At 60.2% G+C, this 12257-nt stretch carries 8 protein-coding genes; 3 read left to right on the forward strand and 5 right to left on the reverse strand.

What is annotated here, in order from left to right:
- Positions 1–2595 carry a [protein-PII] uridylyltransferase gene (locus tag M6F29_RS01375; protein WP_298156789.1) on the forward strand — a complete coding sequence of 865 codons (2595 nt, stop codon included), beginning with the start codon at positions 1–3 and terminating at the stop codon, positions 2593–2595.
- On the opposite strand, the gene M6F29_RS01380 is transcribed toward M6F29_RS01375, so the two are convergent.
- Genes M6F29_RS01380 through smc form a run of 5 tightly spaced genes read right to left on the reverse strand, consistent with a single transcriptional unit; the run spans position 2575 to position 10565 of the window.
- Positions 2575–3114 carry a peptide deformylase gene (locus M6F29_RS01380; protein WP_298156792.1) on the reverse strand — a complete coding sequence of 180 codons (540 nt, stop codon included), beginning with the start codon at positions 3112–3114 and terminating at the stop codon, positions 2575–2577. The two genes, M6F29_RS01375 and M6F29_RS01380, sit on opposite strands and share 21 nt — an antisense overlap.
- Entirely contained in the window at positions 3115–3981 is an 867-nt protein-coding gene (gene galU, locus M6F29_RS01385) for a UTP--glucose-1-phosphate uridylyltransferase GalU (RefSeq protein ID WP_363320319.1), read from the reverse strand. It abuts the gene before it with no gap.
- Positions 3981–6002 (reverse strand): NAD-dependent DNA ligase LigA, encoded by a 2022-nt coding sequence (gene ligA / locus M6F29_RS01390; protein WP_298156794.1) that lies wholly within the window; start codon positions 6000–6002, stop codon positions 3981–3983. Before ligA ends, galU begins: the two co-directional genes overlap by 1 nt.
- 11 nt (positions 6003–6013) lie before the next feature.
- Complete coding sequence (locus M6F29_RS01395; protein ID WP_298156796.1) at positions 6014–7048, reverse strand: cell division protein ZipA C-terminal FtsZ-binding domain-containing protein; 1035 nt, start codon at positions 7046–7048, stop codon at positions 6014–6016.
- A gap of 10 nt (positions 7049–7058) precedes the next feature.
- The gene (smc, locus tag M6F29_RS01400) at positions 7059–10565 is read right to left on the reverse strand and encodes a chromosome segregation protein SMC (protein WP_298156798.1); all 3507 of its coding nucleotides are present in this window, start codon (positions 10563–10565) and stop codon (positions 7059–7061) included.
- Between the two features lie 67 nt (positions 10566–10632).
- Here smc and queF point away from each other — a divergent pair, with 67 nt between their 5' ends.
- Positions 10633–11061, forward strand: coding sequence for a preQ(1) synthase (gene queF / locus M6F29_RS01405; RefSeq protein WP_297454496.1), 429 nt, complete (start codon positions 10633–10635; stop codon positions 11059–11061).
- A complete protein-coding gene (gene dapC, locus M6F29_RS01410; protein ID WP_366525913.1) occupies positions 11058–12254 on the forward strand; it encodes a succinyldiaminopimelate transaminase in 1197 nt (398 codons plus the stop codon). Before queF ends, dapC begins: the two co-directional genes overlap by 4 nt.
- Positions 12255–12257 lie beyond the last annotated feature (3 nt).

Consider the following 12257-nt stretch of genomic DNA (forward strand, 5'->3'; position numbering starts at 1 on the left):
ATGCGCGCCGCTGCCACACTCAAATCCCAACTTCAAAAAAAAAGAACCGAACTTTTTGAAGCCTACCTGCACCAACCCTCCCCACGACGGCTGCTCGAGCAATGGCGCACCGTTGCGGATGAAACCCTGCGCCAACTCTGGACCACGCACGACTTCGGGCAGGATGCCACCCTGGTGGCCGTGGGCGGGTATGGACGCGGCGAGTTGTATCCCTATTCCGACATCGACCTGCTCATCCTGTTGCCCGGCCAGGAAAACGATTCCCTCGCCCAACGCATCGAATCCTTCATCGGAGCCCTCTGGGATATTGGACTGGAAGTCGGTCATAGCGTCCGCACCGAGGCAGAATGCCTGAAAGAAGCCGCTCAGGATCTGACCATCGCAACCAATCTGGCCGAACAACGATTTCTCTGCGGGAAACGGCGGGCCCAACAGGAACTCTGTCAAAAACTTCCCGCCGCCCTGGACCTGAACGCCTTCAGAGCTGGCAAGATCCAGGAACAGCGCCAGCGCCATCGCAAACACCACGATACTGCCTTCAACCTGGAGCCCAACCTCAAGGAAAGCCCCGGAGGACTGCGCGACCTGCACACGATTTCCTGGATCGCGTGGGGCGCGGGATTGAATCCCGGCTGGGCCTCTTTCACGCAGGCGGGACTGATCAGCGCTTCAGAAGCGCGGCAGGTCCGTACCCTCTGGGGTTTTTTGCAGGACTTGCGCATTCGCCTGCAGGGCCTTGCGCAACGCCGCGAAGACCGCCTCCTCTTCGATTACCAGACCCCGCTCGCCCTTCAACTCGGCTGGCAGGACACGGTTCAACAGCGTGCCAGCGAAGGGTTGATGCAGGCCTACTACAAAACCGCCAAATCCGTTCTCCTGATGAATGCCATCCTGGTGGAACAAATCGAAGCGCGTGCCCGCCCCGTGCACACCCCGCCTGTTCTCCTGCAGGAACCCTTCGTACGGCAGGGAGATTTGCTGGGCACCAGCCCCGGTACCCTTCTGGACCAGAAACCGGAACTCCTCTTCAATGCCTTCCTTCTGCTCCAGCAATACCCTGACCTGCGCGGTTTTACGCCCGATGTCCTGCGTGCCGTCTGGCGGGGGAAACGTCACATCAATGCGGCTTTTCGTGCCAACCCGGTCCACCAGCAGCAGTTTCTCGAAATCCTGAGACAACCGGCACGCACCGCCGATGTCCTGAGGCGCATGAATTATCTGGGGGTGCTGGGACGCTACCTGCCTGCCTTCGGACGCATCGTGGGACAAATGCAGCATGACCTGTACCATGCCTATACCGTGGATGAGCATACCCTGAGAGTCATCCGTAACCTGCGTCGCTTTGCCCTGCCCCGTTTTGATCATGAGTTCCCGCTCTGCTCCACCCTGATGCAGCAATTCGACCGTCCCGATCTCCTGATCCTGGCGGCGCTCTTTCATGACATCGCCAAAGGCCGGGGCGGAAATCATGCCCAACTCGGCCGTTCGGATGCGCTCTATTTTTGTCGCCAACACCATTTGCCCCGAACCGACACACAGTTGGTGGCCTGGCTGGTGGAACAACATCTCGATTTTTCCGCGGTGGCCCAGAAACAGGACCTGTCAGACCCTGCGGTAATCCGCCGTTTTGCGGCGCACACGGGAAACCTGCGCCGGCTGACCGCCCTCTACCTGCTCACCGTGGCCGATATCCGGGGCACCAGTCCCAAGGTGTGGAATGCCTGGAAAGGAAAACTGCTGGAGGATCTGTATCGCCTGACCGCACAGGTTCTGGAGGGCGCGCAAACGACCCACGACGAACCGAGCGCAAATCGCCAGATTCAGGCCCTGAAGATTCTGAAACACTACGGCTTGCAGGAGGTTTCCGAAGTCACCCTGTGGAAAACCCTGGAAGACAGTTATTTCCGGCGCCATGAAATCCAGGACATCGCATGGCACGCCCGCAGCTTGCAAGGCTGTACCGGATCTTCGAAACCCCGGGTTCGTGCCCGTCTCTCCCCGGTAGGGGAAGGATTCCAGGTCCTGATCTACAGCCCGGATCGAACCGGTCTGTTTGCCCAACTTTGCGAATACTTCGAGCGTTCCGGGCAAACCATCGTCGCCGCCCGTATCCACACCACCCTGGATCATCATGCCCTTGACACCTTTCAGGTGCTGCCCCGTCACAGTTCGGCCGAACATTATCGGACCCAACTCATACGAATGGAAAACGAGTTACAGGAACAACTGGACCACCCCATCCCCCTTCCCACCCCACGCAAGTCGCGCCTACCTCGCCAACTCCGCCATTTCCCCTATCCCGCGCGCATCCTGCTGGGGGATCCGGAACGTGACGGTCAGGTCCCGCTGACCGTGGTCACCGGCGACCGCCCCGGATTACTGTACCGGCTGGCCTGCGTTTTTCTGCGCCACGACATCGATCTGCATGGGGCCCGAATCAACACGCTGGGCGAACGGGTGGAAGATGTTTTCCTGATTTCTTCTCCACGCCTGGATGACCCGGCGGAACGCCAGTGTCTGCATGATGACCTGCTTCACGAGGTTTCTCAGGAACTGTTCCCCACCCCAACAGGGTCAGTCGCTGGCAGGGCGTAGTTCGGGGTCGGGGAATAATTCCTCGATGAAACCAAAACGGCTGAAATCCCGAATCCGGGCGGGATAGAGAATTCCGTCCAGATGGTCGCATTCATGCTGTACCACGCGCGCATGAAAACCGCTGACGGTTCGTTCGATCCATTCCCGCTGCAGATTCCAGCCTGCGTAGTAAAGGTGCTGGGCACGGGGAACCCAGCCACGCATACCGGGAAGAGACAGACATCCCTCCCATCCTTCTTCGAGGTCCTCCCCCAGCGGGCGCCAGACCGGATTGATGAGGAGGGTGCGCGGGATCGGCTCCGCCTCGGGATAGCGTGCACTGGCTTCGAACCCGAACAGGACGACCCTCCAGCCCACGCCAATCTGTGGCGCAGCCAGCCCCACCCCATCCGCGCTGAGCAAGGTATCTTCCAGATCCCGGACCAACTCGGGCAGGCAGGGCCATTCCGCCTCCGATACCGGTTCGGCGGGCGTGCGCAGGGTTGGATGGCCCATGCGCAGGATGGGACGCACGGCCATTCAGGTTCTCTCTGCCAGCCAGTGGGCAAAGGCAGCCCCGGTTTCTTCATGGCGCAAACCGTAGGTCACCGTTGCCTTGAGATAACCCAATTTGCTTCCGCAATCATAGCGTACCCCCTCAAAGGGGCAGCCCAGAACCATTTCGCGTTCCAGCAGACGGGCAATCCCGTCGGTCAACTGAATTTCCCCGCCCGCCCCTGGAGCCACCTCGCGCAGGGTGCCAAAAATCGTCGGGGTCAGAATATAACGCCCAACCACCGCCAGAGTGGAAGGAGCCAGATCCGGCGCCGGTTTCTCCACGATTCCCGTAACCCTCAGGTAGTCACCCATCCCATGTTCCGTCTGGACGATCCCGTATTGCCCGGTCTGTGCACGGGGCACCTGCTGTACCCCCAGCACGGAGGAGCCACTTTTTTCGTACCATTCCATCATCTGACGCAATACGGGAACCTTCGAATCGATCAGATCATCGGCCAGAACCACGGCAAAGGGTTCATCCCCCACCAGAGGGGCAGCACACAGGATGGCATGCCCCAAACCCAGGGCTTCCGGCTGCCGGATATAGGCACAACTCACGCCCGGGGGCGGCAGATTACGGACGATTTCCAACATTCGGTCCTTCCCCCGTTGAGCCAGTTCAGCCTCCAATTCATAGGCCTTGTCGAAGTGATCTTCTATCGCTCGCTTGCCTCGACCCGTCACAAAAATCATTTCCGTGATACCCGCCGCCACGGCTTCTTCCACAGCGTATTGAATCAATGGCTTGTCCACCACCGGCAACATTTCCTTGGGACTGGCCTTGGTCGCGGGTAAAAATCGGCTCCCCATTCCCGCCACCGGAAATACCGCCTTGCGAATTTTTTTGATCATGCCTTGATTTCCTTGAAAAGTTGGTCCCACTGATCTTCATCAAGCGCCGGAATGTCCAGTTTTCGTGCTTGTGCAACCTTGCTGCCCGGATCTCGCCCCACCACCAGATAGTGGGTCGAACGCGTCACGCTGCCCACCACCTTTCCTCCGGCCTGCTCAATACGATTTCTGGCTTCCTCCCGGGAGTAGTGGGCCAGGGTTCCGGTCAGGACGAAGGTCAAACCGGCCAGAATCTGCACCGCCTGACTTTCCTGGACATTTTCGTGCCAGTGCACGCCCTGGGCACGCAGATGCGCGATGATCTGCCGATTGCGTTCCGCAGAAAAAAAATCCCGCAGGGATTGGGCCACCACGGGGCCAACATCCGCCACCGCCTGCAAATGGGTCTCGTCGGCCTCCATCACGGCTTCCAGCGTCACGAAGTGAAGGGCCAGATCGTGGGCTGTGCGTTCGCCGACCTGACGGATTCCCAGGGCGAATAAAAACCGCGCCAGGGTGGTTTCCTTGCTGCGCTCCAGGGATTGAACCAGATTTTCTGCCGATTTCCGTGCCATGCGCGGCAATGAAGCCCACTGTTCCAGGGTCAGGCGGTAGAGATCGGCCGGTTCCCTCACCCAGGCGCGTTCGACCAGGGCATCCACCAGTTTCTCGCCCAATCCGTCCACGTTCATGGCACGCCGTCCGGCAAAATGCAGCAATGCCTGCTTGCGCTGGGCCGGACAGTGAAGGCCTCCACTGCAGCGCCAGGAAACTTCTTCCGGCAGTCGCCGTGCCGGACTGCCGCACACCGGACAGGTGAGGGGCATCTCAAATGCCGTCGTCCCGGCAGGGCGGAGTTCCCGAACAACCCGCACCACTTCCGGAATGACATCGCCTGCACGACGGACCCAGACCTGATCTCCCACCCGGATGTCCTTGCGACGAATTTCCTCATCATTGTGCAGCGTTGCGCGCGTCACCGTTACCCCCCCCACAAACACGGGCTTCAAATGCGCCACGGGGGTCAGCGTCCCGGTACGCCCCACCTGCACCTCGATGGCTTCCACCGTGCTCAGTGCCTCTTCGGCAGGAAACTTATGCGCCAGAGCAAAACGCGGCGCACGGGTGACGAACCCCAGTTTCTGCTGATCGATGCGCGCGTTGACCTTGTAGACCACCCCATCCACTTCATAAGGCAGAGAGGCTCGGCGCGCGCTCAAATTCTCGAAAAACGCCCGGAGCCCACTTTCGCCCTGAACGACCCGTACTTCCTCCGCCACGGGAAACCCCAACGTGCCCAGCCAACGTAACAATCCATCCTGATGATCCGGCAATTCAAACTCCGGAGAGCCCCCTCCCACGCCATAAGCCAGAAAGACCAGCGGACGACGCGCGGTTTCCGCCGGGTCCAGTTGACGCAGCGCACCGGCGGCGGCATTGCGCGGATTGACGAAGGTGCGTTCTCCCGCACGGGTCTGGCGCCAATTGAGTCGTTCGAAGTCTTTCTTGAGCATCAGGACTTCTCCGCGCACTTCCAACCACTCGGGCCAGGGTTCAGAACCCCGCATACGCCGGGGAATACTTTTCACTGTCATCAGGTTGGCGGTGACCTCTTCACCCTTCTCGCCATCACCGCGCGTGGCCCCCTGTACCAGAACCCCCTCGCGATACAACAGGTTGATGGCCAGTCCATCGAATTTTGGCTCGCAGCAATAGGCCACCTCGTCCACACCCAGTCCTGTTCGGACGCGCCGATCGAATTCCTGGAGGTCCTGAAAACCAAATCCATTGTTCAGACTCAGCATGGGTTCGCGATGGCGGACCAGACGCACGTTGCGACGCAACGCCAGCGATCCCACCCGCTGGGTCGGGGAATCCGTCCCGACCTGATCAGGATAGCGCGCTTCCAATGCCACCAGTTCCCGATACAGCGCATCGTATTCCGCATCGGGAATCGTGGGGGCATCGAGTTCGTGGTATTCCTGATTGTAGCGCCTCAATTTATCCTGCAGGAAATGCAGACGAGCGACTTCGTCCATGCGCCCCCCGTTCAGGAAAAGAAACGCCGTGCCAGCGCACTGCCAGGCGGAATGCCCTGAACTTCCAAAGTCCCCATCACCTGAGCCAGTTGCTTCTCGATGGTGGCGCATTGACGCACCCCCAGACGTTCTCCCTGATCATCCACCACGTCTCCTTCCAGCACCAGGGCAAGCCGTTCGGCCACCGCAAACATCTCCCTGAAAACCGTCACGGGGTCTGGCACGCGCACCACCTCCAGTAACAGGGTCACGGCGTTGATGGGTTCATGATCCAGATTCAGGGGCAGGAAAGGAGCACCATCCTGACGAATCAGGGTAAAACGATCCTGTCCATCCGCCGCTCGGGCATGACATCCCCCATCCTCCCCCAGAATCATTCCTTCCTGCGTCAGATATTTCAGGAGCCGCGACCCCAAGGGGCTTTTGACCGAGGAAAAATGCACGTTGATCCCCACGATGATATCGACCTGTTCACAGAATCGGTCCAGTTGTTGGGCACGTTCAACCGCTTGCGCCATTTCTCCCGGCTCGATGGTTGCCCCCAGATGGCTGGCGAGGGCACGCATTTCGTCCGCAAAAAGCGTGAGTCTCGCCTCGCTGATTCGCCCTGCCCGGCTGACCAGCGGCAACAACGCATGGCATTGCTCAAAACTCATGGCCCCCTGAGTCGTCACATCCACCCATTGTCCCTGATGCTGCCCGATCCAACGCAATCCCTGGGTCATCAAGCGGGATTGATGAATGGCCTGGCGCACGTCATTTCCGGTAAAGTTCCCCCGCAAAACCACGTCGTATTCAAAACGAAGGTCGGGAGCCTGTGCAGGAATCACGGAACCCTGGTCCGACGAAGCAGGGTTCCCGCCCAATTTTGGTTCCTCGCGAACAGTGACTTCGGATACCCCGTCCAGCAAGGGATCATGGACCGAGGTCGGAATCAGGTCCCGGGCCAGCCGCTGCTGGCGCTGCTCCTGCCAGCGCCCCCACAATACCACCCCAACCACCAAGGCCAAAGCCGATACCCCAGCCACTATTCGCAATTCACTCATCATGCCTTCCTCAAAGGATCACTTGTTCCGTCAAACGCAGGGCTTCTTCCACATCCACTGCCACCATACGCGATACCCCGGATTCTGCCATAGTAATGCCAATCAACTGTTGTGCCATTTCCATTGCCACCTTGTTGTGGGTAATAAAGAGAAACTGGGTGTGCTCGGACATTCTCAGCACCATGCGCGCAAACCGCTCGGTATTCGTGTCATCCAGCGGCGCATCCACCTCGTCCAGCAGGCAGAAGGGCGCCGGATTGAGTTGAAACAGCGCAAAGATCAGCGCCATGGCCGTCAATGCCTTTTCTCCGCCGGACAGAAGGTACAGGCTGGAATTTTTTTTGCCTGGGGGCTGGGCCATGAGTTGCACGCCAGCTTCCAGGAGATCCTCTCCCAACCACTGGAGAGAAGCCCGACCCCCTTCAAAAAGTTCCTGAAACAAAATAGAAAACTTCTCGTCCACCTGATGTACCGTTGCGCCGAGCTGGGTTCGTATTTCCCGGTCTATGGCATTCAACGCCTGCTCCAGGGTCCGTACGGCTTCTTCCAGATCGGCCAACTGGTCCGCCAGCCATGCGTGGCGCTGTCGCAGTGCCTCCAGTTCTTCCAGAGCAGCCAGATTGACCGCCCCCAGAGCATCCATCGCCGCCGCCAGCTGGTTCATGATCTGGTCCTGCCCTTCGGCGTGCCCGGTCGATGTCCACCAATGATCGAGACTTTCCAGCACCAGAGGATCCTCTTCCGCCAGGGAGTCCCGGGCTTGCTCCCCACGCAGGCGCGCCTCCTGGGTTTTGAGACGGAGATTTTCCAGGGCCTGGCGCACGGGTTCCTGGGCTTGCACCCCTTGCAGAAGCCGCGCCTCCTGCTGATGCAATCGTTCCTCCAGAAGATCCATTTCACCCTGCTGCTGTTCCAGTTGGGCCGCACAGATCCGTTGCCCCTGCAGCGCCTGTTCCAGATTCGCTGCCGCAGTCGCCTCGTCCAGCCCCTGTAATTGTGTTTGCAGATTTTCCAGATCGGCACGGTGACACGCCATGCGTTGCTGTCGTTCGTTCTGCGCCACGCGGAGGTGACTCAATTTTTCTGCAGCGCTGCGCTGGACAAAACGGGCCTCCTGGCACGCTGATTCCAGAATTTGCCATTCCTTCTGGCCCTGCTCCCATGACTCTTCCTCTCGGAGGCATTGGACGCGTGCCGCCTCCGTCACGGCGCAGGCATTCTCCCGTGCCACACCGAGCAACTCGAGGTGGGCCATGCTCTCCGACCTGCCCTGGATTTCCAACGCTTCCGCCGAGGCCAGTGCCTCAGCCTCCTTTTCCAGGCGCAGCCATTCCTGTCGAATCCGTTCCTGCTCGGCGCGCATCCGTGTCAAAGCCAGGGCATCCTGATGCTGTTGCCTGCGCAATTGCTGAAGGTGTCTTTCCTGTTCCAGAGCATGGGCAGCCACCTCCTCCCGCCCCGCCTCCTGAACCGCCAGGTGCCGGCGAGCCTCTTCCTCCGCTTTTCGAGCTGCGGGCAATTCTGCCGATAGCCGCCTGATTTCGCGCGCACGGGCCAAAGTCCCGGAGTGCCCTTCCTCCATCCCCCACAAGGTGAGGGAACGGGCGTCCCGCTGGTGCCCCTCCGACGTCACCAGACGCAGGTCTGGCCCCCATTCCCCAGCCCAGGCAAGCATACGTTCCAGATCCGTGCAGGCATACCAGCCGTGCAACCAGTGCTTCACGACCTCGAGAACGGCCGGATCCTCGCTGTGCACCTGATGGGACAACGGGATCAAATCCGGTACGTTCCTTTCCACAAATCCCGCGGAAGGAATCTCGTAATAGAAGGTGCAGGCTTGCCGCGGCTGAGCCGCCATTTCAGCCCAGGTCGGCAGATGAGCGCAGTACAGCGCCTGCAGGCGCGCGCCCAGCAGGAACTCCACCACCTTCTCCCAGCGCGGTTCCACCTGACAACGTTGCCAGAAGCGCTCGACTCCCGTGTCCTCCGGAACGAAAACGCCCCGCTCGCTCTCCTCACTCTGGTTCTGCAAACCCAGCAAGGTGTTTTCCATCACCCGGCGCCGGGCCGTACATTCGGCCAGGAATTCCCGCCGGTTCTCCACCTGCGCACGACACCAGACCAGACGGAGGCGCGCCGACCCTTCGGAGGCCTCCAGAATACTCAGGGAGACGGCGTGAGCGCGGGCACGGGCTTCTGCTTCGACGACCACCTCGGCATCGGGCAGACACAGGCCCGACCGTTCTTCCGCCAGTCGCCGACGACGCGCCCGCAACTGTTCCAGGGCACGGTCCCTGGATTCCTGTTCCGCATGCTGCCGGTTCCACTGGCGTTCCATCTCGTGTTCGGCCTGTCGCGCCTGTTCCAGCCTCTGGCGCGACCCCGTCAAAGCCCGGCGGGCCTGCTCGTACGCGTCCTGCCCTGCCCGACTTTGTTCCTCTCGAACCCGGGCCTCCTGGTGCAAGGCTTCCTGTTGTTCTTCCATCTCTTTCAATGTACGCCGATCTTTTTCCCATTGTTGGTGCTCGGTCTCCCACTGTGCGCGCAGGCGCTGACTGTCCCGTTCCATCCGTTGGCGCTCCTGGCTCTGGCCGCGCACCGCCGACTCGGCCTCGAGCAGCGCATGATTGGCCTGATAGAGGGCACCTTGGGCCTGGCGCACCATTTCCTGCTGGGCACGCCAGTGAAGGCGCGTCGCTTCGACCAGGGATTCGTGCCCTTCCTGGGTCAGACGCATCTGTCCCAGTTCCCCGGTCAATTGGGCGCATTCCCGTTCCCCACGATCCTGCTCCGTCTGTGCCGTTTTCCATCGACCATAGTACCAACGCGCTTCAGCCTCCCGGTGCCGGGCACGCAACCTTTTCCAGTGCTCGGCCCGCTCGGCCTGTTTCTGCACCTTTTCGATCTGGCGGTTCAACTCCTGCAACATGTCCCGAACCCGTTCCAGATTGGGACGGGCCTCGGTCAGGCGCTGCAGGGTTTCGCGACGGCGCTCACGGTAACGGGAAATGCCGGCCACTTCTTCCAGAAAAACCCGAATCTCCTCGGGTCGAGCCTCGATGATGCGCGTGATCATGCCCTGCTCGATGATGGCATAGGCTCGAGGCCCCAGCCCCGTCCCCAGAAAAACGTCCTGGACATCACGCCGACGCACCGCAGTCTCATTGATCGTGTAACGGGACACCCCGTTGCGGGTCATCACCCGTTTGACGGAAATCTCCGCATAAGAAGACCAGAGACCCGGAGCCCGCCCCGAAGAATTGTCAAAAACCAGTTCGACACTGGCTCGCCCCTGGGGTTTGCGTTGGGCGCTTCCCCCAAAAATGACATCCTGCAGGGATTCCCCGCGCAACTGTCGGGCCTGGGATTCCCCCAGCACCCAGCGCACCGCATCGATCACGTTGGACTTGCCACACCCATTGGGTCCCACGATGCCCACCCGTTGCCCGGGGATCGGGATATGAACCGCATCGGCAAAGGATTTGAAACCCGCCAGTTTAATGTGTTTGAGATGCACTAATGCGCTGCTGTCCACAAAGAAGTTAGAATAAGGGGATTCTACTCCATCCGACAGGATCTCCCCAATGCCCGCACAACCCAGTCGCACCCTGGAAACCTTCCCGAATCCAAACCCGGAACGGGATTACCTGGTTCATATGGAGTTGCCCGAATTTACCTGTCTCTGTCCCAAGACAGGGCAACCCGATTTTGCCTGGTTGAGTCTCGACTATGTCCCGGACCAGACCAACGTCGAATTGAAAAGCCTCAAACTGTATCTGTGGTCGTTCCGGAATGAAGGGGCTTTTCATGAAGCCGTGACGCAACGCATTCTCGATGACCTGGTTGCCGCGACACAACCCCGTTTCCTGCGTCTCTTGAGTCGCTGGAACGTGCGGGGGGGGATCTTTACCCATGTACTGAGCGAACACCGCCAGGAAGGATGGCAACCTCGTTGCACCTTGCCGCCGGTTCACTTTGCCGGAGCGACACCATGGGCGCCCCCTCTGGCATGAATCCCCGTCTCGACGCCCTTCAGCCCTATCCTTTTGAACGCTGGCGAAGCCTGATCGGAACCCAGTCTCCCTGTCCCGACCATGCCCCCATTGCGCTGTCCATCGGAGAACCCCGTCATCCCACCCCAAGTTTCATTCAGGAGGCGCTTTGTGCGCACCTGGACGAGTTGGCCCACTACCCACAAACCCTGGGTTCCCGGGGATTGCGTGAAGTTCTGGCAAACTGGCTGGAACATCGTTTTCACCTTCCCCCCCTGGATCCGGACACGGAAGTACTGCCCACGTTGGGCAGTCGTGAAGCCCTGTTTTCGATAACCCAGACCCTGCTCGACCCGGGAGCCGGAGAAAGGGTGGTCTGTCCCAACCCTTTTTACCAGATCTACGAAGGGGCAACGCTACTGGCCGGAGGACTCCCCTACTTCGTCAATGCCGACCCCGCTCAGGCACACCACATCGATTACAGCCAGGTTCCTGAAGCCGTCTGGGCCCATACCCGTCTGGTCTTCATCTGCTCTCCCGGCAACCCGACCGGACGAGTCCTGAGCCTGGAAGAATGGGCCCGGTTATTCGCCCTCTCCGACCGGCACGGATTCACTCTGGTGAGTGACGAATGCTATTCGGAAATCTACCCCCTGGACAGCGCGCCTCCGCTGGGCGGACTGGAAGCCGCTCAGCGCCTCGGTCGTTCGGGTTATCCGCGCCTTCTCGTCATGGGTAGCCTGTCCAAGCGTTCCAATGTTCCGGGCTTGCGCTCGGCCTTCGTGGCAGGTGATCGGGAATTGCTCAGACGTTTCGTGCTCTACCGCACCTATCATGGCAGCGCCATGAACCCGGCGGTCCAGGCAGCCAGCGCGGCAGCCTGGCGGGATGAGATGCATGTTCAGGAAAACCGTCGGCTCTACCAGGCAAAGATGACCCTGTTCTACGACCGTGTTCACCCACACCTTCCCCTGGTACGGCCACAGGCCGGTTTCTACTACTGGGTTCAGGTCCCCGGTGCCGACACGGACTTTGCGCGCGCCCTCTATCTGAAACGTAACGTTGCAGTCCTGCCGGGCAGTTATCTGGCACGAACCGTCCACGGCTTCAACCCCGGAACCGGACAGGTGCGTATTGCCTTGGTGGGCTCCCTTGAAGAAACCGGGGAAGCGATCGAACGGCTGCTCGACTTTCTTGCCCATTACCCCTCCTGAGGA

The sequence above is a fragment of the Ferrovum sp. genome, from assembly GCF_027317285.1.
In the GTDB taxonomy this organism is placed as follows: Bacteria; Pseudomonadota; Gammaproteobacteria; order Burkholderiales; family Ferrovaceae; genus Ferrovum.

Excerpts from the sequence above, each read along its gene's own strand:
- queF (WP_297454496.1), top strand. The coding sequence starts at position 10,633 with ATGCCCGCACAACCCAGTCGCACCCTGGAAACCTTCCCGAATCCAAAC.
- ligA (WP_298156794.1), bottom strand. The coding sequence starts at position 6,002 with ATGGACGAAGTCGCTCGTCTGCATTTCCTGCAGGATAAATTGAGGCGC.
- dapC (WP_366525913.1), top strand. The coding sequence starts at position 11,058 with ATGAATCCCCGTCTCGACGCCCTTCAGCCCTATCCTTTTGAACGCTGG.
- M6F29_RS01375 (WP_298156789.1), top strand. The coding sequence starts at position 1 with ATGCGCGCCGCTGCCACACTCAAATCCCAACTTCAAAAAAAAAGAACC.
- M6F29_RS01395 (WP_298156796.1), bottom strand. The coding sequence starts at position 7,048 with ATGAGTGAATTGCGAATAGTGGCTGGGGTATCGGCTTTGGCCTTGGTG.
- M6F29_RS01380 (WP_298156792.1), bottom strand. The coding sequence starts at position 3,114 with ATGGCCGTGCGTCCCATCCTGCGCATGGGCCATCCAACCCTGCGCACG.